Genomic DNA, 26,820 nt, shown 5'->3' on the forward strand with positions numbered 1-26,820 from the left:
TTTCTCCATACAACTGTAAAAAAAAGGACTCTCGAATGTATTAACTGTTTCGAGGGTCCTTTTGACGTCAATTAGTGCTTTCGATTCTTATCCCGGTGAAATTAGTATCAACTGTACGAAGAGCATCAGTAATAAGACTAAAGTATCTAGTTCAAGCCATTCCTTAACGTGTTTATGTGGTGAATAAATTGTATAATGACCATCCCTTTTTATAGCAAAGATACCTTTAAACCAGGTATCGAATGAAGACTTTGAGATTTTTGCTTCGATTTCCTCTATAAATGCTGACCAGAGATGTTTGTCCTCATCTGTGGCATCCTGCCGTATAAGCTGCTTTTTGCGGACAGCTGTGTAGCATCCGGTACGGTATCATCTGGATTTATTCCAAGCAACCATTTTAATCTAGATTTACTGGAAAAATCAAAATCAGTGATTAGAGAGATTCGTTGATGCGATCCAGAAGCATAAAGAAATAATAGATCGGGGTTTCGTTACGGACAATTGGAGCAATATGAAGCATGAGCAGTCGAAGGATTTGCTCGGTAAAGGCCGAGCGGCAATGAGAGTGACAGGAACATAGGATATTCCGATTATCATGAAACGCAATTCGAGTATCGATTTCATGATGGTTCCGGGCGGGGGAAAACGGTTCCAAATATTAATTTCGGCACATACCATGTCATGAATATACAATTACAGTCACAGACAATACGGGGAAACTATTTTACTAGTAGCAGTAGATCATATTATTCCTTAAGAGTAAAATCTACAGTTTCAGGACAGGACTCTCCACTCCTATCTATACTTTTGCACTCTGATTGAGTGCAAGCCACCTTTCCAGATAGCTTTTTTTTATTGCTCTTGAATGGTCCTGTCTGTTGAAAGCTATGGTATAAGATTTAGTTGAACTTTAATACGAAAGGGCAGCATTCCTATAATGAAGAAATGCGAGGTTTGAGAAACAAAAAGACTCCTTGGTATGATGTATATGGGTCCCAGATGCTGGCCAGCGACCGGATCCAAATACAAACCAAGGAGACTACAAAATGAATTCTACTCAAAATGAACGCATTAATCAAATTACTTCTTTTACACTAATTGTCGGTTTAGACATCGCTAAATTCAAACATGTTGCTCGAGCACAAGACTACCGCGGAGTCGAGTTCGGGAAATCAATTGCGTTTGAGAACGACCGTGAAGGCTACGAAATGTTCGTTAGCTGGTTCAGAAAGCTTGCGAGGGAGCAAGGGTTCCAGGACGTCATCGTGGGCATGGAACCGACTGGTCACTACTGGCTGAACCTGGCCCATTTTTTAAGAGAACAGCATGTTACGTTCGCTGTGGTTAATCCACTCCACGTGAAGAAAAGCAAAGAATTGGATGACAATTCACCAACCAAGAACGACATGAAAGATGCTAAAGTCATCGCACAGCTTGTCAAAGACGGAAGATATGCTGTACCCAACCTTCCCCAGGGCATCTATGCCGAACGAAGGGAAGCAATGAAAATACGCGATCATCTATCAACTGACCTGAGCGTGGTGCAAGGCCGCGTCCATAACTGGTTGGATCGGTACTTTCCAGAGTTTCTCACGGTATTTAAGGACTGGGAATGCAAGTCAGCACGCCAAATGCTTAGTCTTTGTTTGTTGCCGCATGAGCTGGTTTCTAAGTCTGAGGAAGCCCTGTTGAGTCACTCAGAAAGGTTGCCAAGCGAGGTCTCGGCATCGAGCGTATGAGAAGTCTGAAAGCAGCGGCAAGCCGTTCTGTTGGTATACGAGAAGGAACCGTACTAGCAAAACTAGAGCTTCAACTGTTGTTAACGCAGTACGAGTTGCTTGAGAGTAAGTTTGAAGAGCTTGAGGCAAGGCTGGATGAGCTCTTGGAGCAAATCCCCCATGTGAAGCAATTACTGGACATAAAAGGCATTGGCCGGGACAGTATAGCCGGTTTCCTCGCTGAAGTTGGTGACATTACGTATTACCGGCATCCGAAACAAATTAGTAAGCTCGCCGGCTTGAACCTAAAAGAAAACACGTCCGGTAAACACAAGGGACAAACGAAGATCACGAAGCGAGGTCGTAAGCGACTACGAGCGTTGCTATTTCGCGTCATGATGCCACTGGTGGCTAAGAACCGAGCGTTTAAGGCATTGCATCAGTATTACACGAAACGGCCAAATAATCCTTTGAAAAAGATGCAGTCGCTCATTGCGTTATGCAACAAGCTAATTCGAGTTCTCTTTGGTGTCCTGAAAAAGGGGCATTGGTTTAGTGAAGAAACGATGTTACAGGATATCCCCCAGTTTACAGAATTGCCGTTAGCAGCTTAGATTCAATGCTTTTTTAGTAGAACATTAATACGGAATACAGACAATTGAAGCACGGATGAGTCGGAACAGAACTATCATACGGACGAAGATCCTGTCGGGCAGCATATCCGACCTCCACCTCATGGACAGGTTGAATGAAGGAATGTGGGAGCGAAGACTCTGTGAGACATGGGAGGGTTGACCGCCATGAGCCTAAGTGGAGATCCAAAGGTGCGACCATATATATCCAGAATGTCCACTTTTTAAAACGAGTGGTTTGGGTGGATATATTTTTGCGCTTTCCCTGCCCCATATTTTACATCTTCTACAAGCTTGTTCCATTGAATGATTGTCTGGTATGAAAGAAAAACGTTCAAAATCTAAGGAAACATGAGTATTTAAGAGAAAAGCAATTCTCCATAGAGGCAGGATAGTTCTGACATTTCGACGAAATATTTGACTAAGATTACGAAAAAAAATTACTATAAGGAGACTTAATTTTGAACAATCCGTGGCAAGAAATTAATTTGGATATATATGAAAACCATATGAAGTCTGAATCTGTATTTCAATTACAAACTTTAAATCAAATAACTAAAGAGCAATGTGAAAGTTATGAGCATGAAATTATAGGTATCCTTGGAGTTGCCGGAGGAAATGGACTAGATGGGATTGATTTGCATACTACAAAAAAAATATATGGTTTTGATATAAACAAAGATTATTTAGATGTATGTCAAACCAGATACTCTTATATGGGTGGTACTCTTGAGCTCGTACAATGTGATGTAAGTGATAGTTCTTTTACATTACCAAAAACAAATTTACTAATTGCAAATTTAATTATTGAGTATGTTGGAGAAGCGTCATTTGTTTCCTTTATTACTCAGAACAAAAATCATGTGGGAGTTGTCTCCTGCACTTATTCAGAATAATCAAGCCGACGGTTTTGTAAGTCAATCAGATTATATATCAGCCTTTGATCCATTGCGTTCTATTTCACATAATATAGATGCAAATAAAATAATCGAACTATTTTCTAATGAAAAATTTAGTTGTCTAAAAACCAAAGAGTATACTCTTCCTAATGGCAAAAAGTTTATTAGACTAGATTTCAAACAAACATAAAAAGGCTTACGCTTTATAATTACGCATTGAACTCCCTCGGTTCAATGCAGTTTTCTCACGAATACTCGCTTATTCGCAGGATTTCACCAGAAGATAAATCGTAAGCCGGATAGAATGGGGCTAGAGCCTTCTAAATGGGCATCCGGCGAGCATACGGGAACAGAAGGGGCGAGTTTTCGCTCCTTTTTTATTGATCTGCTGCACGCTGCTCCACGCACCTCCGGAGGCTTTCACTCCCATATCTCGACGGGTCTATGCCCTTTTGTTTCATGCAATCCGGTACTCCGTGCAATCTTGAAATCCTGCGAATAAGCCAATTTTTGTGCGGAGCGTGAAGCGATTAAGCAAACTGTTTCATAGGCAGAACTCGATTCGGTTCGTAAGCTTCACCGCTGCGAGCTATGCCAACCAGAATGCGAGCCAGCTTGCCGCAAAGCTTCATCACTGAGCGCATGGGCTTCATGCTTTTCGTCTTTACATTCACTTCGTGCTGTCGTTTAAACGTTTCATCGTTCATAATGAGGGCCATGGTTGCCATGAACAGGGCATGTCGAAGTCGTGGTCGGCCACGCTTACTGATGGACATTTGGCCCTTCCACTTACCTGAACTTGCTTCAGCTAGGTTGAGACGGAGCGAGCTGCCAGCGCCAGTAGCTCACCAGCTCTTCGTTCACCGCTATGCCGTTTCATGTCTGTTTTCCAGCCATCGATTACCTGGCGAATGGTTAACTTTCGAAGAAGATCAGCAGGCGTTGGAAAGAGACGCATTGTGGCGAGCGATTCGGAGCCAATGAGGTGCTTATATACCAACCGCAGATCGGGGAACACAATGTCGACCCAACGGTGGATCTGGTTCTTGACACTGACGAGACGATGGTCTCTCGATTCGCCATGAGCACTCGCAGTTCGATGAACACTTCACTGGTATCTTTAATAACCGAGTAGTGGCCGTTTTTCACCATGTCGGCGATAACCAAGGCATCCTTGATGTCGCTTTTGGAGGGAGTATGATCTCGGTTTTCCTTGTTCTTTTTGACGAGATGAGGGTTTACCAACACGATTTCGAGGCTTCGGTCTTTGAGCCAAACGGCGAGGCTGAGCCAGTAGTGGCCGGTTGGTTCCATACCGATGATGGCATCGTTTAGTCTGTGCGTTTCCTGCAAATCTTTCATCTACTGCAGCAGCTGGTTAAAGCCTATATCGTTGTTCGAGAAATGAAGCGGAGTGCCGAGCGAGATTCCACGGAAGTTGACAGCGCGAGCAACATGGGACTGCTGGGCGATGTCGATGCCGACGACAAGGTGCTGTGTTAAAATGTGTTCGAGCAGTTGATTTTGTTTGGTTTGAGCTTTAAAATTCAAGATAGAGCGATCTCCTTAAGATGGATAAAGGGCTATGACCCGTGATTAACCCATCGTACCGGAGTCGCTCGTTTTAATGCAAAGCGCAAAATTAACGCTCTACAGGAATCCTAACGGGAAACGTTAGTTCAGAGAACTATTAGCACTTCTATGTTTCCAGCAGAAGAAGCTTTTTTATACTGAGAAAATAGTCTGTATATAAAGGGGGTCAAATCCCCTCGCCTCTCTGGCAAATTGATTGTGCGGAAAGTTATTTTATTATTACGCTCATGCTAAAACGCAAATCAAAAACAGGATCCTAGGATCCTGTTTTTGATTTGCGAAAATATGAATTTTAAACAAACTTCCGGCTCGTCTTCTTCCCATCGCAGCTAAACACGATCTTTTTATCCTCGACGAACGTTTCAAGATGCACGTTTTTCCCCCAAAGCTGAACGACATGAGGTAGAGTACGCTCTACGTATTTCAAATCAAGCTCCATACCTTCATATTCATGTATGAGATACAGTTCGCCCACACGGTTAAAGTCGCCGTCTTTAACCATTAGACTAGGAAAACCTCCGTTGACCTTGGAGTAGACGAGTTGATCACGAATATTTTCCCACGACTTATCGGTTATTTTCCACTCCGGTCCTTTTTTCTCAAAAATATAAAGATCCAAATCGTTAACCAAATCCTTAGTCAGATAGTTACGAAGGAAGGAGATATCAGAGTCGAGTTCGCGAACCTCGAACATCTTTTCTCTGCCCTTGCCTGGAACGCGGCCGAAGCGGCGCTGCTCCTCCGCAGTCGGGTTGTCGAAGCGTCGCTCGATATCCTCGAATATTTTGAGCCCCAAGTAATACGGATTCAATGAGTGCCGTGACGGCTGGACGACGGAGGAGTTCAGCTTGGCGAATTCGATCGTTTCGTCGCTTGTCAAATCCAGCTCGCGGATAATGCGTTGATGCCAGTAAGAAGCCCAGCCCTCATTCATGATTTTCGTCTCGATCTGCGGCCAGAAGTAGAGCATCTCATCGCGCAGCATGGACAGGATATCGCGCTGCCAGTCCTGCAAAGTGGGGGAATATTCCTCAATAAACCAGACGACATCCTTCTCCGGGCGCGGGGGGAAACGTTTGGCATCGGCGGCTTGCGATTGTGCTGCGGAGGCAGCTGCGGCCGTCCGGTCCGGATCAAGGTTCCACAAGTCATCATAGGAGGAGGCCGGAATATTCCACTCGGAGCGCTCGCTGTCCTTTTGCACCATTTCGATATACCGTTTCTTGTCCAATTGGTAAGGCTTAATGAGTGTCGGGTCGACATGCTCTTGTATGGCAAGGATCGCGTCAATGAATTTCTCAACGGCCTCCGTGCCGTGATCCATTTCATATTGATGAATCCGGTCGGCGGTTGCGGACATGCTCTCGACCATGTTGCGGTTCGTTACGCCGAAGCGGGCATTGTTTTTGAAAAAATCGCAGTGGGCGAGCACGTGAGCGACGATGAGCTTATTCTGGATCAAGGAATTGCCATCGAGCAGGAAGGCATAGCAGGGGTTGGAGTTGATAACGAGCTCATAAATTTTGCTTAATCCAAAATCGTATTGCATCTTCATTTTATTGAACGTTTTGAGGAATTGCCAATGGAATAAATGAAGGACGATCAATCCTCAAGAACATTGGATTATTATTGAAAGTCGGAACATGACTAACTATTAGAAATATAATTTCTTTAAATGTATCAATATGAAGTAGTACAAAAATGTAAAAATAATATGTATAATTCTATTATATTTGTAGAACTAATAACTTATTAATTTTTTAGGAGGACTGACGTATTAAAAGACTAGCTTGGGTTTTTCTGGTACTTATGTAAACATGATGTCTATTTTTCAAAACCATCGAGGGGGAAAGGAGTTAGATAATAAGCTAATTTCTGAGTCGCTGAAAGTCTTCAGCATATAACGATCCCAAAGCAAAAAAAGCTGCCCGTACGACAATGCGGTCTCAGTAGCGATGTTTAAAATGTTAAAACGGAGTTTGCCTACCACGTTTATTTTAAGAAATCTGAACAATTGAATTTGGAAATTAGAGTCTACGTCAATTGTTATAGCTACTATTATATTCACGTTATGCTGAGGATTCTTTCACCTGCAGAAACTAGACGATTAACCTCATAAATGTTGTTCAGTTTTCAGTAAACTATCCGACTTGTTAATTACTCTATTTTAACTAAAATTATTAATTCCAAGGATATAAATCATTTGTTTGATCTCTTTTGAAAGAAATACCAAAAGCATGGAATAGATCATTTATATTGGATTAAGAAATAAGAACACACAAGTTGTAATTTAGCGAATGTGAGATGATTAACCAAGTAACTTCATAAACAACAAAGTTTGATTTCGACGGTACTGCGTTCCTAGCTGGAAAGAGATAGTCGCTGTAGCAAATCATATGCTTATGAAAACTCACAAGAATATTATCGAGAAATAAGGGAGTAAAGCGAATGATCTTGAGTTATTGGTGGCAGTTATTATTATTAATATTGATTGGTTACGGGATAGGCAATTTTTGCGCAGCCTTCGTCTTGTCCAAGAAGTTATTTCGTAAAGATATACGAGACTTAGGAAGTAAAAACCCTGGGACGACCAATATGTCACGCGTTTATGGACTTAAATATGGTATTGCTACGTTCCTTATTGACTGTTTAAAAGCGGTGGTCTGTGTTGTAACTGCAAAAATTATGTTTACAGCAATCGGTGGTGATGTCGTCGGTATTCTTTCATGCTATTTGGCGGGCCTCGCTGTAATATTGGGGCATAATTATCCTGCTGTTCTTGGATTTAAGGGCGGAAAGGGATTCGCATCCGCCATTGGTGTGTTTCTCGTTGTCAACCCGCTTTTTACGGTAATTGTACTAGTCGTCGGCATCATTTTTCTATTAATAGTCGATCGTATGTCAGTCTTTGCTTTAACATTTTTCGCTGTTCAGACGATCTTCTATATTAATACTGCAACCGAACAATATTGGTGGGTCCCTATATTTGTGGTTAGCTATTTTCTACTAGCTATTATCGCGCATCGGCCTAACATAGTTCGATTATTTCATGGAGAAGAGAAGCCTCTTGGACTTATGAATAAGTTTAGAAGTAGAAGGGGATAATGACCTCATAAACTAGCAACTCATTATATGTTTTCATATATTAGCTAAACTCCATGGCTTGTTCAGTATGGGGTATTCTCATGTGCATATAAAAGGTTTAATGAGTCATTTGTAGGGGATTTTATTTCATATAAATAATATTAAATCGACACTATTAATTATGTTGAATCCAACCGATAATTATATATCATATGTTCAGGAGGGCGATATTGATGAAATTGAGTGCTTAAGACGAGGCCAATTATAAAATTGTTATTGGTACATTGAAAAATTCAAATCACCCACAAGAAGGAAGGCTAAAAATGATTAGGACTTCAATTCGTGTAAAGCTATTGTGTAGTTTTTTAGTAGTTGCCGTAATTCTAGGTGTCGCTAGCGTTTTCTCTTTATTTTTCATTAATGATATTGATAAATCGTTTCGTGACACGGTCAATAGACGGCAGGTTATTTTGACCCAAGCAAAGGATATTCAAGTAAATGCTTATGCTCAAATGAACAGTTTATACAACTACTATTCTACATCGAACGCTGAGGAAGTGTCTGAGTATAATAATTTGCATCACAAGTTAGAAGAATTAATTCAAGCTATACAACAAATGGCTAAGATACAAGCCAATCAAATTCTAGTCAATGATATCGCTGATTTAAATCAAGCATTTAAAAAGAAAAGCGATGAAGCAATCTCTTATTATGAAAGTGATAAAGAAAAAGCAACGGAAGTCTTAAATTCAGAAGTCATTCAGATAGGAAAAAAAATTGTAGAGAAATCAGGAGAACTCATAAGAAATCAAAATCAAGTACAGAGTGTGGAATTAGCGGATTTTGCGTCCTTGGTGAAATTCACTCGAAATCTCATTACAACTTTAACTATTTCAGCATTCATCATTGCCATTTTGATTGCATTTGTAATTTCAAAACGAATCTCCAAGGGAATTGCGCTTGTAGCAAATGCTGCAAATCAAATTGCACAAGGAAATTTATCTTTTAAGAAGTTGAATGTAAAATCTAGAGATGAAATTGGAGATATGGGTCACTCATTTAATGAAATGGTAAACAATCTTCGGCATTTGATTACTTTAGCAGGACGAAATGCTGAACTTGTTGCAGTATCTTCGGAAGATTTAACAGCTAATGTTAAACATACCAATTCAGCAACAGAACAAATTTCTGCGGCAATTGAAGAATTGGCGGCTGGAGCGGATCAACAAGTCTCAAATGTAATGGATGGTTCTCAAATTGCAGGTGAAGTTTCTTATAGTGCACGACAAATTGCAACAAAGTCACAACTTGTATCCGATCTAGTGCTCGATGCAGCTGAGCGTTCTGTAGAAGGCAATGACACGGTTAAACTAGCCATTGAACAAATGTCATCTGTGCGGCAAACGATGAATCACTTATCTGAAAAGATAGATGAATTTGGAGTTAATTTTCAAAGGGTAGGCAAAGTTGTTGAATTCATTTCAGAAATGTCTTCACAAACACAACTATTGGCTCTAAACGCGTCAATAGAAGCAGCAAGGGCAGGAGAGCATGGAGGAGGTTTCTCCGTTGTAGCCGTACAAATTAAAAAGTTGGCTGATCAATCTGCTAATTCATCCAAGGAAATTACGAATTATGTGATGTCCATGCAAAATGAAGTAAAATATGCCATTCAATCTACTCATCACGGAGTTGGAGAAGCATTACTTGGGATTCAAATTGTTAATTCAGTTGGAGATATATTTGAGAGAATACAGGACGCAATCCAAAATGCTGCGTTTCAAGTCGAAGAAGTAGCGGCGGATTCAAATGAAATTACCATACTTACAGAACGAGTAGTTGAGCTAATGAACCAAGTTTCAAGTATTGCTCATGAAGCGGCCATAGGAGCGCAAGGGGTCAACTCTGCTACTCAAGAACAATTAGCTTCGATTGAAGAGATTTATGCATCAGCAGGATCTTTATCACAAATTGCTCAAGAACTTCGAATTGCCATTGATAAATTCAAAATTGTTTAAAATAATCAAATGCCAGAAAAATAGCGTTTAACTAATCATATTAGGTCTACGTAATAATCGTGACTTATTTTCATCTGAATTATTGACTGTATGTTCAATAATTTGTATGATACATTCATGAGTAGACCAAGAGAGTTTGATTATGATCAGGTGATACACACTGCTATTGACGTGTTTAGAGAGTATGGTTATAACGCTACTTCTTACGAAATATTAACAAAAAGGACGAATTTAAAAAAGCAAAGCCTTTACGGAGCATTCGGAGATAAAAAATCCTTATTTGAGAAATCATTATCTGTATTTTGCGCCGAATTTATTTCTAGGTTTCAAACGTTGCTGTCCCAAGGCTCTACGGCTGAAGAGAAGTTGCGTTTTTTTCAACAAAATTTACTTGTATCGAAAGGAGATAAAAAGAGTCTAGGTTGCCTAGTAGTTAACTCTGCTTTGGAACTGACTGACCCAGGTTTTGAACATGTAAGAATGGAATTCGATAAAATGTTTAATAACATGCGGGATTGTCTACACCAAGTCATGTTACAAGGACAAGAAGAGGGTTCTGTCGTCCGGAAAATATCGAGTGAACTTCTAGCCCATAATATGGCCAATTCAATTATCGGTATTAGAGTAATGCTGCGTGCTGGAATGCCGAGAGATCAAATTAAAGCAACATTAGATACTGCGATTGAAAGCATTTTTGTCTAGTGGTGGAGTGCACTTTTTGCTTTCTTCATTTTTGACCAAGAGGTCAAAAACTATTTAACAGGGCATTGCATCTTTTTAAAGCCTTATTTGCTAAATACAGGAGCAGTATGTTGTGGTCTCATTCTGCAGTTCTCTGCGCTAACTATTGCTTTCTGGAATAGTTTACTTCTATTGGTTAGAATCATTAAAACTGCATCGTAGAATATTAACAGGGGTGTGCACCATGGGAGATGCAGAAGGAATTGATGTAATAAATGATATTATCATGAGTGCACGGACAGCTAGAGACGCAGCCATTGTAGGTAAAAGAGAGGATATCCTAATTATGCTTAGTTTTACGTTAGCAGCTACTCTTCGTGCCATTCAGGTATACGAGCCTTTATCTTCTTTTTTGGATGTTGAGGAGCTTAAGGAGTTTGAATAGATTTATTTTGTTTACGTAGCGTTTTTTTGAACTTTGGATTTTTCCATAGGTGGCAAAGAACCTGTCAAGACCACTAAAGTTTATAAAGTTGGCTTAAAGGATACATGGTAGAGCTAAAAATAAAAACAAAGGAATGATAGAAGATGGAGTACCGCGTGTTAGGTCGTACTGGTCTAAAAGTAAGCAGCTATGTACTAGGTACAGGAACATTTGGAGCTTGGGGAAAAAATACCATATCTGATTGTAAACCGATTTTGGATGAAGCCTTGAATGCTGGAATCAATCTTATTGATGCTGCTGATGCCTATTCAAATGGCCAAGCAGAAGAATTCTTAGGAGAATTACTGAAAGAACGAAGGAGTGATGTTCTTTTAGCAACAAAAGGTGGCCTTCCTATGGGAAGTGGACCAAATCAGTCTGGTAGTTCGAAATATTGGATCAAACGAGCTGTTGAGGATAGTCTGAGAAGACTTCAAACCGATTATATCGATTTGTATCAACTCCATCGTCCAGATGTTAATACCGATATTGAAGAGACTCTCGATGCGCTTACGGATCTCATTAGAGAAGGGAAAATTCGATACATTGGAACATCGAACTTTCAAGCCTGGCAAGTAGCAGATGCCCAATGGACTAGCAATTTGAAAAATTCAGCTCGATTTGTCTCGGAACAATCCCCTTTTTCCATGCTAAACCGAGGGATTGAAATGGATTTGCTTGCTGCTACTGCCAAATACGGAGTCGGTGTTTTGGTTTGGAGTCCGTTATCTGGTGGATTATTAACAAATAAATATCGATTTGGGGATTCGTATCCTACGGATTCAAGAGCAGCTACCTTAACAGGAAAATTGAAAGCAGTTGTTGATCCAAAGCGTGAAGAAAACAGGCTTAAGTTTGATGCTATAGCGAAATTTCAGGAACTTGCAGATGAAGCCGGGTTATCTTTACCGCACATGGCAATGGCATTTACACAATCTCATTCATCCGTTACTGCTGCCATCATTGGAGCTCGAACTATCGAGCAATTTAGGGATACTTTAAAGGGTATTGACATTCGACTCAGCGATGATTTACTGAATGCCATAGATAAGATTGTTCCACCTGGCGTAACGCTGGATACCATGGAAAGAGGATGGATACCTGACTGGTTGCAGGCAGATAAACGGAGAATATAAGGTCAAGATTGTCTGAATGAGTTAAAGAAGCTGTTCATTGGTTAAAGATTTTTTTCGGTAATAACATTTCTATAAAGACTGATTAAGGGTCTTCCTTCTAAGGGTTTTTAAAGGAAGGTCAATAAGATAAAGCAGCTAGTGCTAATTGTTAAATGACACATGCAAGAAGCCTGCCGGCATAAAGTTGGCAGGCTTCTTCCGTAAATGCTCGAAGAAAATATGTCGGTGGACACCTTTTTCTTTGGGTTTTTCAGTTCAATTGAGCGTTCTTGAGAAAACATTGAAGTTCAATGTGCGACATTTTTGAAATGATCAGTCCGTTTTAAGAAATGATCAGTATTTATCCCCTTAACGTTTGAGCTAGGATTATCTCAAGGGGGTGAAAAATTTAATATGACATTTGTAAAGCGCTTTCGTAGGCAACTGTGGTTCCAATTGTTCGTAATCTTAGGATTAGTTTTTCTAGCCGTTTTTTCTTATCTTCCAATGCTTGGTATTCTTATGGCATTCAAGAAATATGACATCACGATGGGGATCGGCGGAATCTTCACTAGTCCTTGGAATGGCTTGGGGTATTTCAAAGAATTTGTTGGTGATTATCGATTCGGCGATTTGGTGCGAAATACGCTCGCGATTAGTCTTCTGAAGCTAGTCTTTACGTTTCCGCTCCCGATTCTTTTGGCCATTATGTTAAATGAAGTCCGAAGCCGTTTGTTCAAACGATTCGTTCAAACAGCCAGCTATTTCCCTCACTTTATCTCATGGATTATTGTTTCGGGTATGGCACTTACGTTTTTGTCGGCCAACGGTGGACTAGTGAACAAACTACTTATCATGCTTCATGTGATAGACGAACCGCTACAGTTCATGGTCGACCCTGACTATTTTTGGGGCCTAACTGTAATCACTGCGGTATGGAAAGATACGGGATGGTGGACGATTATTTTCCTAGCGGCCATTGCTGGAATTGATCATTCTTTGTATGAATCTGCACAGATTGACGGGGCGAGTCGTTTACAGCGTATATGGCATATTTCGCTGCCAGGTATGCAAGGTACAATTGTTGTTGTACTCATCCTCGCACTTGGTAATTTATTGGGAGGGGGACTATCGGGGTCGAGCTTTGAGCAGTCGTTTCTACTAGGCAATCCGGCGAACAGTGACAAATCTGAAATCATTCAGACCTATGCGTTCAAGATGGGATTAGTTAATGCTCGATACGCCTATGCGGCTGCAATCGACCTCGTGCAGAGTGTAATTTCAGTTGTGCTCGTCTTTGGCAGTAACTTCGTAGCAAAACGCTTTTCTAATAATAGTTTGTTTTGATGACAAGGAGGTGAGTGCGTTGTTAAAAAGAAGAACCGCTGAGGATATCATTCTTGACACGATAAACTATATCGGACTCGGGATTGTTTGTTTACTGACGTTGTACCCATTCTATTATGTCATGATTCTCTCCTTTAACAACGGGTTGGATGCTATGCGTGGCGGCATATTTCTTTGGCCTCGTGAGTTCACGTTAGACAACTTCTTCTACTTCTTATCTGAACCCCGTTGGCTAAACGGTTTTGGGATCAGCATTGCCCGAACGATCATCGGAACGTTGCTATCCGTTCTGTTCACCTGTCTTGTTGCTTACGGGCTCGCATATCGAAAGTTGTTGTTGAAACCGTTTTACTATGGCGTATTAATTGTCAGTATGTATTTTTCTGGTGGGATCATTCCATATTACGTGGTGTTAAAGCAACTAGGACTTCTTAACACATTCGGTGTCTATATCATTCCAAGTGCATTAAACGTATTCTTCGTCCTAGTGGCGGTTTCCTTTTTTCGTGAACTACCTGTTGAAATTGAGGAAGCGGCGCATTTGGATGGATCGAACGAAATTCAGACGTTTTATCGCATTATCCTGCCTTTATCCAAACCGATTTTGGCGACAATGGCATTATTCATGGGTGTTGGACATTGGAATTCATGGTTGGACTCGGCGTATTTTATTCAGGATGATCGACTTCGGACGATGTCTTATCTCATGATGGAGATTATTAATAAAAGTATTATGAACGCCAACTCAAGTTCATCTGCGTATGCATCGACAGCTTCGACGGTAACAGGGCCTTCCCTACAGATGACTGCGATGACGATTGCCGTACTGCCAATTATGTTGGTTTATCCCTTTCTTCAAAAATATTTTGTCAAAGGTATTATGCTTGGCGCGGTCAAAGGATAATTGGAACATTCGATAGATGACTTACCGTAGTAGGTAGTTATCAATGTGTACTTCTAACTTGACATATATGTTTATCACAAATGGGAGGTCTGAAGAATGAAATTGAAAAGCAATCGCAGATGGCGTTTGGTAGCCATCGTAATTACGCTCACTCTTGCTCTAACAGCATGCACGGGCTCAAATGGCAACGGAAATGGAATTGTAAGCCCAACGGGAGGAAACCAGTCGGAGTCAGGAAGCGAACCAGAGGAGTTTACCTTATTTGTTAACGAAAGTTGGATCCAAGTTGATAAGTGGGAAGGTTCTGCTCCTGAAGAAATTACGACCAAAACCGGTGTGAAATTTAAAATTACGAAAGCGACTGATGCCAACCAGTTAGCTGTATTACTCGCCTCAGGTAATCTCCCTGATTTTATCTACAGCGGGAGCATGCATGATAGACTGGCTGACCCTAAAGTGTCATTGCCGATCGATGAATTAATTAAAGAGTATTCTCCAGATTTCAAGTTCGATTCAATGCGTACATTGCTTAATACACAAGATGATGGTCACATTTACGCTGTCAAAAATGCATTTGCCACTTCAGAGGAATATGCAAGCGATCCGAACTCCCTGCTAAGTCCAGGATCTCCAGGACTAGCTTTACGAAAAGACATCTTGGAAGAAATGGGAAGTCCATCTATAGGAACCATACCAGAGTTACTTGATGTTTTACGGAGAGTGAAGCAAGAATATCCAGACCTAGTGCCGATGGTCGCCAGCCCCTATTGGACGACACAATACTTCCGAACGCAAATGGGGGTTGAAGTCGGCGGTACAGAAGTTTATGAAGACAATGGTCAAATCAAATACGGGTTGACACACCCACAACAACTCCCTTTCTACAAATTAATGAACCAATTGTTTCGAGAAGGTCTAATGTCACCCGAAGTGCTTGCTTATAAAAATCTCGAAGACGTTGAGATGGCAGTCTCCGGTAAAGCTTTTGCACATATGGCACTTGCACGTGTCTCAGATAGTGATAACGCAGCCATCAAGCAAGCAGGCCAAGACTATAGCTTTACACAATTGATAGAACCACTCTCTGACAATGCAGTCAACGTAGTAGATAACAACGGCTGGGCGGGACTTTATATTACAAAAAGTAACAAAGATCCAGAGAAAGCGATTAAGTTCTTAGAGTTCATGTTCAGTGAGGAAGGTCGACGAATTCCTAGCTGGGGGGTAGAAGGACCAGATTGGACGATGCATCCCGATGGTTATCCAGAGTTCTTGTACGACAGGTTGGATCAGAATAGTATTAACGAACGTGGATTAAATGCATGGATTTTCGGAACGGATAACGTGACAGATGGTTTGACAGGTTTCATCAAAGGGTCACAGACAACGGATGCGTTGCTGGCGCTTAAGAAAGTGACAAAATTTCAGCCAGAACTTAGCTTAGTTGTTCCGAAAGGCGAATCCGAGGAAAAGCTTATCTACGATAAATTGGCAGAGATGGTCAAAACGGAACAACCGAAAATTTTCCTTGCAGCTACAGAGGAAGAGGCTGTAAAAGCATATGAAGAAATCGTCCAAAAAGCAGAGAAAATCGGTATGCTTAAGCTGGAAGAAGCAATGACCACCAAATATGCGGAAGTGTTAACTAAGCTTAAGCCATAATAGATACGATGGGGAGGCGAGATATTTCGTCTCCTTAATATGCTAGGTGCCGTACAAGAGATCGAATTAACTGTCACACGATTACTGCAATGGAACCAAGTAAAATGTGAAAGAAGGTAATACCAGTGAGAGCGTGGAGCACCATAGGTATCATTCAAAAAATCGCACTCGGTTATGTGTTAATTATATTGATACCTTCCATTTCAATCGGAGTGTTGTTTTACAACCAGACGATGGCGCATTTACTTGGTTCCTATGGCGGTAATAAGCAGCAAAATATCGAGCAATTACATGCCAGTATCCAGGTACGCCTAAAGCAGCTCGAATCGGTATACAATCTCGTGCAATACGATTCGAACATCGTAGAACTATTAAATGATTCTTTGGTGACTACCTCAGAAAAATATTATTCATTTCTTCGCTATGTCAGGCCACTGTTAGCCAATGTTAAAGTTAATAACCCTGATATATCGGATATCACCCTTTATTATATGGACGAAAATTCAAGGGGACTTGCACCAGAATTTTCCGCCATTGCTAAACTAGGTGATCGTTTGGAGCAAATTAGACCACTTCGTCAGTTTCAAGGAATTTGGCTCACTAATGAAGCCTCCAGTCTTGGAGCAGCCCCAACCGTTACGTATTACCAAAAAATTTATAGTAATTATGCCCGTGAAATCGGGGTTATGGAAGTACATGCATCACCAACGATGGTGGCACAGTTTATGCAATTGATGAGAACGTCAACTAAGGAAGTCATTTATTTATTGGACAATTCTTCAGGAGAGATTGCTTATCAAAGCGGGCCTAGTACGTTTTCACCAGTCACAGTGGAAATGCTGTTTAGCAAACACGGTGACGGCTACGGATTTATAAAATCAGATGGAGATCGTTTGCTTTTAAACGCCAAGCAAGTAGGTCAACTGAACTTTAGTTTTTACAACGTCGAACGTACGTCGGATGTTCTTGCTGATGCAGGACCAAATTGGCTAGTGCCAGGAACCATCTTCATATCGCTTTTGTTGTTGCTCAGCGTCGTTTATTATGTCATCGCCGTATCCATTTCGCAACGAATTTTGAAGCTTGCGCGTCATATGCGAAAGGACGGACAGTATCTACGCGAATATCCAGAAGACAACGGACGAGATGAAGTTGGACTGCTTACCTTGTCCTATAACAGTATGGTTCGGCGTGTTGATGAGTTGATTCGTACGGTTCACCGCTCTGAGCTAAGCCGAAAAGAATTAGCCTATTCCGTTTTGCAGGCGCAGATCAAACCACATTTTTTGTATAACACACTAGAATCAATTCGTATGCTCGCGCAGATGAATGAGACGGATAAAGTTGTCGAGATGACCTACTCACTTGGACAATTGCTTCGTTATAGTTTGTCGAAGAACCAATCGGAGGCGCTACTCTCTGAAGAACTAGAAGATGTGAAGCATTATATGGTGATTCAAAGTATTCGGTTGGAAGACCGTTTGAACTATGAGTTGGTCGTTAGAGTAAACCCTTTGTTGTTCGTAAGTCCTCGATTTATTCTTCAACCACTTCTGGAAAACAGTATCAAGCACGGGATATCGCAACATCTCGGAGGTGGTACGATTAAACTGGAAGTTTGGGAAGACGAATGTTATCTGTATCTTGAAGTAAGTGACGACGGACCAGGCATGACAGCAGACCGACTCACGACCGTACAAGGTGTACTCAATAAAACACTCGTTTATGACAACCTACGGACAGAAACAAGTGGCGTAGGTTTGTACAACGTGCACGAGCGAATTATGACCTACTATGGACAAGATGCGCGAATGACCATAATAAACGGCGATCCGGAAGGTCTTCATATCATTCTGGCACTTCCGAAGAATAGACAAGGGGGAGAGGCATATGCTTAACGTTCTGGTCGTTGATGATGAAACGATTATTTTGCGTGGCTTGCTCGACCTAATTGGAAAGGAGAGCCGATTGATCACTCAACTTCGTGGCGCTTCCAATGCTTATGAAGCACTAGAACAAGCGGCACAAAGCCATCCTGATTTGGTTATAACTGATATTAACATGCCGGTTTTAAACGGACTAGAGATGATTAAGCGCATGCGTGATAAGAAACTCTGTAGTAAATTTGTGGTGTTGACTGGTTACGATGAATTTGAATATGTCCGAACTGCACTTCGCCAAGGTGTTATTGATTACGTATCCAAACCTGTTAATCTGACGTACTTCCATGAACTACTTCAGCGTATATCAAATGAGGTGTTAGAGGAACGTTTGCAATCGAGCCAGGCCAATCGTATGAAATTATGGGAGTTAATGCTGAACCCGATGTCTTTAGATGAGGTTCAGGTTCCTCTGATTGAGCTGCTGCCTTATTCGCATATTTCCGTAGTGTTGTTTCAATTTAGGGTTGATAAAAAATCTACAAGTTCAGGTGTTGTGGAAGATATGCTGGCTGCAATGCCTTATAATGGCGTGCTAGAAGCTGTACAAGCTGTTTTTGGTGATCGCGCTCGTTACATGTATCTTTTTTCAGCGTATAGGAAAGGACAATTTGCATTACTTGGCAGCACGGAGGAGCCGATTTCCGAGGAAGAACTCGCAATTCTATATGAACGTTGTGCACTGATTCCAAGTAGGGAGTTGTTCCGACTACGCCTTGGTGTAAGTCGGACCATGACTACCAATCATTCTGAACTTTCATTACATCGATTGTACGTCGAAGCGCTCAAATCGTTATTTTTGAATGTGTTGTTTCTTAAGATTGATTTTGTCTTCTTCCAAAGTCGTGATCAAAATCTGGATGAATCGTATTATCGAAAGTTGGAGTTCTATTTAGAGACGTTAGGTGAAGAGGACTCGTTAGCCGCGATTGAAGAAGATATCATTTCAATTATTGGTGAGCGTACAGATGACTCTCCTTACTTGCGTAAGATATATACCTACTTTGCTTTGTATTTGAACGTCTACTTAGAGAAAAATGGTCTCATGTTCGACGAGGTTATGGAGCCGTCATCGGTATTAATCGAAGAATTCTCTGATGTAAACAGCGTTCACAAGCTACTAGAGAACGTGAATAAGATGATTTCAGCTCATTACCGATACTTTCGCTCGTTACAAACAGGGGGGCCATATACGAAATCAGTCTCTGCGATAATCGCTTTTGTAGAGGATCGATATCGCTCGGTTACCTTGAGTGAACTGGCTGATCATGTTCGGCTTCATCCCAGTTACGTAAGCACGCTACTAAAAAAAGAAACGGGTTTAACGTTCCTGCAATACGTGCATCAAGTTCGCATTTCAAAAGCGAAGGAATTATTGCTGTCGAATCCACTAATGCCTGTTCAGAGGATCGCGTTAACCGTCGGTTTCGAAAACGAAAATCACTTTTTTAAAACATTTAAAAAATTGTTAGGCATTACTCCAGGCCAGTTGCGACGTGACCTTATCAATGAAAATAGAGAAAACAAGGAGAAATAGTTATGGATTTGAACGTACCGTATGCCGAATTACCCTTCACGCATGAGATTGGAGAACTGCGTGAAGAGTTTGTCACCATGAGCGATGGTATCCGTCTAATGACGCATGTGTGGCTACCCCGTGGCGAAGGAAAATGGCCTGTAATCATTCAGCGTAACCCATATGTTGATAGCGGGGATGTAAGAGATCCGGGACTTATGGTTTTCGTACGTTATGGATTTGCAGTCGTTCACCAAGAATGCCGGGGTCGCGGCTCATCGGAAGGAAACTGGGTTCCTTTTATCCACGAACGGCAAGACGGCCTCGATACTTTAGATTGGATAACCAATCAAACTTGGCAGGACGGAAATATAGGTTTGTACGGTCCTTCTTACATGAGCTTTGCTCAGTGGGTGATAGCAGATGCATTGCCGCCTGAGGTCAAGACGATGTACATTTCAGTCATTGGAACCAACCAGCAACGAACGATGTATATGAACGGTATGTTTCGTCCAGATATTTTCACTGGCTGGGCGATCTCAAACTCGGGTAAGGACTGGAGTAATCAAGATTTGAATGAAATCAATGATAATGCCTTCCGGTTTCGTCCTCAGTCGGAAATGGACAAGGCATACTTGGATAAGGAGTTGAATTGGTATCGGAAATTCCTTGCAAATCCAGGCTCGAGTGATCCGTTATGGATGGAAGAACCTTGGAGACGAATGGCAACGATACCGCAAAAGATTAACGTCCCCGTATGTTTGACAGGCGGTTGGTACGATATCGCTATCGACGCGATGTTTGAGTCATACTCGCACATGCGTACTGAAATTCGCAAGGAAAGTCGATTTGTCGTCGGACCATGGACACATGCAATGGAACCTTACGGTGATTTGGATTATCCAGATGGTTGGGTTGATGGACCAAATGGGGGATTGAAGGCGGCTTTACAATGGTTTAATCATATGCTGAAAGGTGAGGCGTATCCGGATTCAAAAGGCGTGGTTCGAGCATATGTAATTGGAGAGAATCGCTGGCGGGAATGGAACGTTTGGCCACCTCAAGGAGAAAAGATTTGTTTCCACCTAACAGGTAAAGCTGTGGATGGAGTAGATTTTTATAGTGGAGAACTTTCCAAAGAACCTACAAAGGAAGCGTCAGAAACCTTTTATCTTTATGATCCCACGAATCCAGTTGAAACAGAAGGTGGAAGTGGACTACTTTCAGTATGGGGTAACTCACCCTATTTGCCGAAGGCAGCAAGCGTCAAACAGTCAGCGCCCGGATACCGGGAAGATGTGCTTACATTTCTCTCTGCACCGCTGGAGCAGGATCTTCCGATTGCAGGGATGATACGCGTGATGCTCGCAGTCGCATCCACAGCAGAAGATACAGCGTTTACGGTGAAAATCAGTGAGATGTTTGCTTCTGGAGAAGCTTTCAATATTGCCGACGGAATTACGAGCTTAGCCTATCGTAACAGCATACCCAATGCCGGTTTCTATAAACCAGGAGACACGGTACAAGCAGAAGTAACACTCTGGCCGATAGCGTGGCGGCTTCAAAAAGGATCAAGATTACGTCTGGACGTCTCTTCATCTAACTTTCCAGCTTATACTATCCACGCGAACATACCTGGCGATTGGGCGCAACATGCTGAAACACAGTTAGCCGTTCAGACTGTTCGCTGGGGTGGACCTTGGCATGCATTCATTGAGTTGCCAATAGAATCATTTTCGGTAAATCGACCACGATAGAAGGGGACGTAGGTTAAAAGAATGGAATGGGGTCCTCAAGACGTTATTCGCTATTGCATCAAGCCAATTAACCGAAATTAATTCATGAACATAAATGATTTAAATAATTTATATCATTAAAAAGGTTTACCAAATATCAAAACCACATTAATAGAAATACATTAATTTTTAATCTTGAACAGTGATGAAAGCACACTTCGATAGCGGCTATTGGCCTGAACTATCGAAGTGTAGTTCATCAGTAACAATTTAAATGAGGGTACCGAGCGCTTTTAGAGTAAATGGTTGCAGCTCATCTATCCGTCCTTCTTGTATTTTCACTGCCCATTCAGGATCTGCAATAAGCGCCCGTCCAACAGCGACCAAATCAAATTCATTATTGTTAAGCCGTTTATGAAGATCATCAATATCTTTCTGACCTGCTCCTTTACCTTCAGTAAAGTCATTATCAAGGCCAACTGATCCTACCGTAATCGTCGTTTTACCTGACAATTTCTTTACCCATCCAGCAAGGTTAAGTTCGGATCCGTCAAACTCAGGTTCCCAGAAGCGGCGCGTGGAGCAATGGAATATATCTACTCCTGCTTCAATCAGCCTACCCAACAATTGGTCAAGTAATTCCGGCGACTCAAACGGCTTTGCATGGTATTGATTCAGTTTCCATTGCGATAATCGGAATGCAATCGGATAATCAGGGCCAACTGCAGCACGGACAGCCTCAATCACATCCATAGCGAATTGTGCGCGTTTGATATTACTACCACCGTAACGATCTGTGCGTTGATTGGTTTTCTCCCACATAAACTGGTCGATTAGATAACCGTGAGCACCATGAATCTCCACTCCATCAAAGCCGATTCGTTTCGCATTGGCGGCTCCATTGGCAAAGGCTTGTATAGCTCTAGCAATTTCATCTTCTGTCATTGGCTCAGTGACTTGATTTCCTTCCAAATCAAGCCCAGACGGGCCAATCGAGGGTACATCTGGATTTGACTGTGATTCCAGTGGTCGTACCATTCCCATATGCATAAGCTGTGAAAATATTTTTCCACCTGCATCATGAACTTGTCTGACCACTTCGGTCCAACCATGTAAAGCATCTTCTCCATAGATGGTAGGCAAATTTGTCTCACTTGTCGCAGCGGGGTGGTCAATCACAGTGCCTTCAGTAATAATGAGACCTACACCATTTTCTGCGCGTTGCCGATAATATCCGGCTACATCTGGGCCTGGTACGCCATTTGGTGAAAAACCGCGAGACATGGGGGCCATGACAATACGACTCTGCAAAGTTAAATGAGGAATAGAATAGGGCTGAAATAAAAGATCTGTAGAATTGACTTCTTGCTTCTGATTATTCATGAATGGAGCCTCCACTGATTTTATTTAAACACACACCCAAGTCTTGAATTACGATAACTCTGCAACTGGGGATGAATGAAATATTAGCAAGGATAGGTCAGTCAATCAACCGACAAAATCTCCATTTTGTTGTTTAAACGAAAAGATTTAAAAAATGTTGGCGAACATAGAGGAACGGTCGTTTGTTGACAAAGAGACAACTGTTATAATGGAGATATAAATAGTTTTTGGTGAAAGGGTGTTTTTGAAGATGACTGGCGTATTTACTCCTAATTTAAACGATCCACGTGTTGTTCGAACACGTCAACTCATATTAGACGCTTTCATTGAGAACTTGAATAAAATGGACTTTAATGCCATTAAAATCAATGATATTACAAAGATGGCGACGATCAATCGAGCTACGTTTTATGCGCACTTTCCAGATAAATATGCACTGCTTGATGCTCTTTTGTCGGGCACTTTTTTAGATTATATACTTAAAAGAGTTGAAGCCGACGCAATATTAACTGAAGAAACCATTGCACAACTCATTATTTCACTATGCGATTACCATGAGACAACTAACCGTTGCATTAAAAAATATGAATCCGTTGCACTATTCAATGAAAAAAACATTAAGCTCCAATTAGAAAAATTTATTCTTGGACTTTTATCGCGAAAATCTGATGAAATCGACCGCAAAACATTAGAACTTACAGCAACCATGCTCAGTTGGTCAATTTATGGAATAACCTTTCAATGGAATATCGAAGGAAGAACAGAATCCCCCACTGACTTGTCACAAAGAATATTACCCATCATTTTCAATGGAGTTGACTGGTTCAATACCATCGAAAAGAATAGTACCTTTGACTTACGTTAATAGGTGCCTGCGTGGTGCTGCGTTGGTTTTTTTGGTAGGCACTGAGAAAGCTAGGTTATTAATAACGTTACTCTCTCCTCATCCGACATCGTATGAGGAGCTTGGAAATGAACTGCAAGATAATTATTAATAAAACCTCTTTTTAAAATTCCTCTTGTCTCCAGTACGCGTACCTCTTCTTTCATTATGACATGTGAACGTTTTAGGATGTTGCATGTCCATACCACTCATAGCCCGAACAGCGACGGTCTATAGCATATTTCATTAATGTCGAACATAGGTTGTAAAAGTCAATTAAGAAAAATTGGTCTTATTTAAAGGGTGAAGGAGGACATAAATGGAAGAAGATGAGCGAGATCAGGTTGTGCTCGGGCAGATCCCACAGCCGATCAGACGGAGTGATGGGGCAGGGAACGTTGACCTAGGTCCGCGTGACATTATGCGCGATATTGAAAATCCAAACATGTTCGTTCCGCCTGTTACCGATTCGGGGCTTTTACCTAACCTGAGGTTTTCATTCTCAGATACGCATATGCAGCTTAACAATGGAGGATGGTCACGAGAAGTTACCGTCCGCGATTTCCCCATTTCGACGACGATCGCGGGAGTTAATATGAGTCTGACTCCTGGCGGTGTGAGAGAATTACATTGGCATCAACAGGCTGAATGGGCTTACATGCTTGTTGGCAGCGCTAGAATTACGTCTGTCGACCAATTAGGCCGGAACTTCATTGCGGATATTGAAGAAGGGGATTTATGGTATTTCCCTCCAGGCATCCCTCATTCTATTCAAGGCTTGGAGAAGGGTTGCGAGTTTTTACTCGTATTTGATGACGGGAACTTCTCTGACCTGAATACCCTGTCCATTTCGGATTGGTTTGCTCATACGCCAAAGGATGTGCTTTCAGCAAATTTTGGCGTACCGGAGAAGGCTTTTTCGCAAATTCCTCCTGATCAGGTGTACATATACCAGGATCAAATTCCAGGATCGCTTGAGAGTCAGCAGGTGCCTTCTCCATATGGCACCATTCCGCTTAGCTTCAAGCATAGTCTGCTTGCGCAGACGCCTCTTCGTACATCTGGCGGGAACGTAAGGATCGTAGATTCAACGAACTTTCCAATATCGAAGACAATTGCAGCAGCCTTGGTGGAGGTTGAACCTGGCGGGATGAGGGAATTACATTGGCATCCGAACAATGATGAGTGGCAGTACTACTTGTCCGGCCAAGGACGAATGACGGTCTTTGCAGGGAACGGAATTGCCCGGACCTTTGATTATCGAGCGGGAGATGTGGGCTATGTCCCATTTGCCTACGGTCACTACATTCAGAACACCGGCGATCAATCGTTATGGTTTTTTGAAATGTTCAAAAGTGATCGTTTCGTTGATATATCGTTAAACCAATGGATGGCGTTGTCGCCACGCGAGCTCGTACAAAGCAATTTGGATGTCGGTGATCAGCTGCTAGACGCATTGCGAAAAGAAAAGTGGCCGGTCGTTAAATACCCGGGGTACGGCTACCCTGCTAAATAAAGCATTGCTAAAACCATTCTCAACTGCCTATCGGCTAGTTGAAAATGGTTTTATTTTTTAGCATTTCCGCTTTTCATTCTTTTACTTTTACATTCGTCGTTGCAATCGATATAGCCTCTTTGATTCGGACAGAGGAATTTCTGCACTAGGACTAGGATGGATATATTAACCTAAAACAATTCAGTTTGTTCATTCGTCACTCCATTAAATTATTATCGAGTCGAATTTTCAAACCTAAGAGACGTAATCCTGATATTTCGGATATAACTTCTACTATTGGGTAATATAGAGGAATCGACAGCCACTGCGAATTATAGTGTACTAAAATACTCAGTTGTAACTTGGAGGTTAGCGTTATGTCTTATCTGCGCTCGAGAAATATCTTGGGCATACTTTGTTGCACATTATTATTCTCCATCGTACCTTTGAAGGTAAATGGTGCACCATTGCCAATCACGTCGATGGATAAACAAGCTGGAACTGCCGTTGTACAGCATGATGCATGGTTTGAAAATTACAAATTTCGAAATGGTGAGATTCTTGAACGTCTACGCATTCATTATGCGACTTTGGGAACACCGCAATACAATGCCAAGGGCGAAATTGATAATGCAATTCTCGTACTTCATTGGACAGGCGCCGACAGCCGAGCTCTGCTTACTCCGGAATTTATGAAGGCGTTGTACGATCCTGGAAGGCCACTCGATGCCCAACGTTACTATTTAATATTCGTTGACAATGTCGGACATGGACAATCGAGCAAGCCTAGTGACGGTCTTAAAGCAAGTTTTCCGAAATACAGTTACGGTGATATTGTTGACTTGCAACACAAGATAGTCGTAGAAACCCTTGGAATTAAACGTCTCCATGCCATCTTAGGCATGTCAATGGGGGGAATGAATGCTTGGCAGTGGGCAGAAGCCTATCCTGACGCTATGGATGGGGTAATGCCGGTAGTATCGTTTCCAATCAAAGTTTCGGGTCGTAATCTCTTATGGCGGAAAATTGTGACTGATGCTATTCGCTCTGATCCGGAATGGGCAGGTGGAAATTATAAGAAACCGCCGCGCGGTTGGTTGCAGAGCTATGCCGTGTTGCGGATGATGATAGACAGTGTCTTGCATCTTCAAGAGAAATTGCCTGACGGTGCAGCTACTGATGAATTTCTGGAAGAAACACGCAAACAAGCTGCGCAGATCGATGCCAACGATATATTGTACTCCCTAGAATCTTCAGCCGACTACAATCCCGAAACGGATCTTCATTTAATTAAAACGAAATTGTTTGCGCTCAATTTCTCTGATGACGAGTTCAACCCAGAAGAACTTCACGTTCTTGAACGTCTCGTTCCTAAGGTAAAGAATGGCCGGTATGTCGTCCAGCCAGGAACCTCGATATCACGAGGGCACTTGACGATGTCGCAACCGGAGCTCTGGGCGCAGCATGTCGCTGATTTCATGCGTTGGCTTGACGATAAGCCGAAAAGTGATTCGACTGTTTTAGAGTAAGCCTGGGAGCGAAAATCTAGGCATGCATTTGACAGAAATCAAGAAGCGAGATCTTATATGAATGGCATTTTCATTCATTTATGATCTCGCTTTTCTAATTCCATGACCACTTGCAGGAAACAAGGGAATGAACCTTGATACATCATACCTTTTTGAACAAACAGGGGTTAAACTTTTTTATCATCAACTTCGTAGTTGATT

Annotated in this window: 17 protein-coding genes and 4 pseudogenes; 17 read left to right on the forward strand and 4 right to left on the reverse strand. The window is 41.8% G+C overall.

The genetic code is table 11. From position 1 onward, the window contains the following. Positions 1-87: 87 nt before the first annotated feature. Positions 88-327: a DnaA N-terminal domain-containing protein gene (locus AC0YN3_RS10800; RefSeq protein ID WP_475775127.1), complete on the reverse strand. Its 240-nt coding sequence runs from the start codon at positions 325-327 to the stop codon at positions 88-90. 719 nt (positions 328-1,046) lie between these two features. On the opposite strand from AC0YN3_RS10800, the pseudogene AC0YN3_RS10805 reads away from it, so the two are divergent. After that, positions 1,047-2,332 (forward strand): annotated as a pseudogene (locus AC0YN3_RS10805) (IS110 family RNA-guided transposase). Between the two features lie 479 nt (positions 2,333-2,811). Next, positions 2,812-3,246 carry a class I SAM-dependent methyltransferase gene (locus AC0YN3_RS10810; protein ID WP_475775055.1) on the forward strand — a complete coding sequence of 145 codons (435 nt, stop codon included), beginning with the start codon at positions 2,812-2,814 and terminating at the stop codon, positions 3,244-3,246. A gap of 533 nt (positions 3,247-3,779) precedes the next feature. Here the strand turns inward: AC0YN3_RS10810 and AC0YN3_RS10815 are convergent. Then, positions 3,780-4,800 (reverse strand): annotated as a pseudogene (locus AC0YN3_RS10815) (IS110 family transposase). Positions 4,801-5,134: 334 nt separating this feature from the next. After that, a pseudogene (locus AC0YN3_RS10820) lies at positions 5,135-6,427 on the reverse strand (SpoVR family protein); the annotation flags it as partial. Between the two features lie 396 nt (positions 6,428-6,823). Between AC0YN3_RS10820 and AC0YN3_RS10825 the strand changes: the two are divergent. The 12 genes and pseudogenes from AC0YN3_RS10825 to AC0YN3_RS10880 all read left to right on the forward strand — a co-directional run. After that, positions 6,824-6,961: pseudogene (locus AC0YN3_RS10825) on the forward strand (hypothetical protein); the annotation flags it as partial. A gap of 329 nt (positions 6,962-7,290) precedes the next feature. Further along, positions 7,291-7,947: a glycerol-3-phosphate acyltransferase gene (locus tag AC0YN3_RS10830; RefSeq protein ID WP_475775056.1), complete on the forward strand. Its 657-nt coding sequence runs from the start codon at positions 7,291-7,293 to the stop codon at positions 7,945-7,947. A 302-nt stretch (positions 7,948-8,249) separates the two neighbouring features. Further along, positions 8,250-9,944, forward strand: coding sequence for a methyl-accepting chemotaxis protein (locus AC0YN3_RS10835; RefSeq protein WP_475775057.1), 1,695 nt, complete (start codon positions 8,250-8,252; stop codon positions 9,942-9,944). 117 nt (positions 9,945-10,061) lie between these two features. Then, positions 10,062-10,646, forward strand: a complete 585-nt coding sequence (locus AC0YN3_RS10840) for a TetR/AcrR family transcriptional regulator (RefSeq protein WP_475775058.1) — start codon at positions 10,062-10,064, stop codon at positions 10,644-10,646. A 223-nt stretch (positions 10,647-10,869) separates the two neighbouring features. Continuing rightward, complete coding sequence (locus AC0YN3_RS10845) at positions 10,870-11,070, forward strand: hypothetical protein (RefSeq protein ID WP_475775059.1); 201 nt, start codon at positions 10,870-10,872, stop codon at positions 11,068-11,070. Between the two features lie 143 nt (positions 11,071-11,213). Then, on the forward strand, positions 11,214-12,245 hold the full coding sequence (locus AC0YN3_RS10850; protein WP_475775060.1) for an aldo/keto reductase: 1,032 nt from the start codon (positions 11,214-11,216) through the stop codon (positions 12,243-12,245). 393 nt (positions 12,246-12,638) lie between these two features. Further along, positions 12,639-13,571 carry an ABC transporter permease gene (locus tag AC0YN3_RS10855; protein WP_475775061.1) on the forward strand — a complete coding sequence of 311 codons (933 nt, stop codon included), beginning with the start codon at positions 12,639-12,641 and terminating at the stop codon, positions 13,569-13,571. A 10-nt stretch (positions 13,572-13,581) separates the two neighbouring features. After that, on the forward strand, positions 13,582-14,475 hold the full coding sequence (locus tag AC0YN3_RS10860) for a carbohydrate ABC transporter permease (RefSeq protein WP_475775062.1): 894 nt from the start codon (positions 13,582-13,584) through the stop codon (positions 14,473-14,475). Positions 14,476-14,571: 96 nt separating this feature from the next. Then, complete coding sequence (locus AC0YN3_RS10865) at positions 14,572-16,137, forward strand: extracellular solute-binding protein (protein ID WP_475775063.1); 1,566 nt, start codon at positions 14,572-14,574, stop codon at positions 16,135-16,137. Between the two features lie 125 nt (positions 16,138-16,262). Continuing rightward, complete coding sequence (locus AC0YN3_RS10870; protein ID WP_475775064.1) at positions 16,263-18,035, forward strand: sensor histidine kinase; 1,773 nt, start codon at positions 16,263-16,265, stop codon at positions 18,033-18,035. Next, positions 18,028-19,614, forward strand: coding sequence for a response regulator transcription factor (locus tag AC0YN3_RS10875; protein WP_475775065.1), 1,587 nt, complete (start codon positions 18,028-18,030; stop codon positions 19,612-19,614). The genes AC0YN3_RS10870 and AC0YN3_RS10875 overlap by 8 nt, the downstream gene beginning before the upstream one ends. A 2-nt stretch (positions 19,615-19,616) precedes the next feature. Next, on the forward strand, positions 19,617-21,350 hold the full coding sequence (locus tag AC0YN3_RS10880; protein ID WP_475775066.1) for a CocE/NonD family hydrolase: 1,734 nt from the start codon (positions 19,617-19,619) through the stop codon (positions 21,348-21,350). 249 nt (positions 21,351-21,599) lie between these two features. Here the strand turns inward: AC0YN3_RS10880 and AC0YN3_RS10885 are convergent, their stop codons facing one another. After that, positions 21,600-22,712, reverse strand: a complete 1,113-nt coding sequence (locus AC0YN3_RS10885) for an NADH:flavin oxidoreductase (RefSeq protein WP_475775067.1) — start codon at positions 22,710-22,712, stop codon at positions 21,600-21,602. Between the two features lie 250 nt (positions 22,713-22,962). Here AC0YN3_RS10885 and AC0YN3_RS10890 point away from each other — a divergent pair, with 250 nt between their 5' ends. From AC0YN3_RS10890 to AC0YN3_RS10900, 3 genes are all read left to right on the forward strand, one after another. After that, positions 22,963-23,577, forward strand: a complete 615-nt coding sequence (locus tag AC0YN3_RS10890; RefSeq protein WP_475775068.1) for a TetR/AcrR family transcriptional regulator — start codon at positions 22,963-22,965, stop codon at positions 23,575-23,577. A 337-nt stretch (positions 23,578-23,914) separates the two neighbouring features. Continuing rightward, on the forward strand, positions 23,915-25,111 hold the full coding sequence (locus tag AC0YN3_RS10895; protein ID WP_475775069.1) for an oxalate decarboxylase family bicupin: 1,197 nt from the start codon (positions 23,915-23,917) through the stop codon (positions 25,109-25,111). Between the two features lie 356 nt (positions 25,112-25,467). Beyond that, a complete protein-coding gene (locus AC0YN3_RS10900; protein ID WP_475775070.1) occupies positions 25,468-26,619 on the forward strand; it encodes an alpha/beta fold hydrolase in 1,152 nt (383 codons plus the stop codon). Positions 26,620-26,820 lie beyond the last annotated feature (201 nt).

This window comes from Paenibacillus sp. J22R232, assembly GCF_056269165.1.

Bases quoted from the DNA above. Each gene is read 5' to 3' on its own strand.
- AC0YN3_RS10845 (WP_475775059.1), top strand. From the start codon at position 10,870: ATGGGAGATGCAGAAGGAATTGATGTAATAAATGATATTATCATGAGT.
- AC0YN3_RS10830 (WP_475775056.1), top strand. From the start codon at position 7,291: ATGATCTTGAGTTATTGGTGGCAGTTATTATTATTAATATTGATTGGT.
- AC0YN3_RS10855 (WP_475775061.1), top strand. From the start codon at position 12,639: ATGACATTTGTAAAGCGCTTTCGTAGGCAACTGTGGTTCCAATTGTTC.
- AC0YN3_RS10880 (WP_475775066.1), top strand. From the start codon at position 19,617: ATGGATTTGAACGTACCGTATGCCGAATTACCCTTCACGCATGAGATT.
- AC0YN3_RS10900 (WP_475775070.1), top strand. From the start codon at position 25,468: ATGTCTTATCTGCGCTCGAGAAATATCTTGGGCATACTTTGTTGCACA.
- AC0YN3_RS10865 (WP_475775063.1), top strand. From the start codon at position 14,572: ATGAAATTGAAAAGCAATCGCAGATGGCGTTTGGTAGCCATCGTAATT.
- AC0YN3_RS10890 (WP_475775068.1), top strand. From the start codon at position 22,963: ATGACTGGCGTATTTACTCCTAATTTAAACGATCCACGTGTTGTTCGA.
- AC0YN3_RS10840 (WP_475775058.1), top strand. From the start codon at position 10,062: ATGAGTAGACCAAGAGAGTTTGATTATGATCAGGTGATACACACTGCT.
- AC0YN3_RS10875 (WP_475775065.1), top strand. From the start codon at position 18,028: ATGCTTAACGTTCTGGTCGTTGATGATGAAACGATTATTTTGCGTGGC.
- AC0YN3_RS10835 (WP_475775057.1), top strand. From the start codon at position 8,250: ATGATTAGGACTTCAATTCGTGTAAAGCTATTGTGTAGTTTTTTAGTA.
- AC0YN3_RS10885 (WP_475775067.1), bottom strand. From the start codon at position 22,712: ATGAATAATCAGAAGCAAGAAGTCAATTCTACAGATCTTTTATTTCAG.
- AC0YN3_RS10895 (WP_475775069.1), top strand. From the start codon at position 23,915: ATGGAAGAAGATGAGCGAGATCAGGTTGTGCTCGGGCAGATCCCACAG.
- AC0YN3_RS10850 (WP_475775060.1), top strand. From the start codon at position 11,214: ATGGAGTACCGCGTGTTAGGTCGTACTGGTCTAAAAGTAAGCAGCTAT.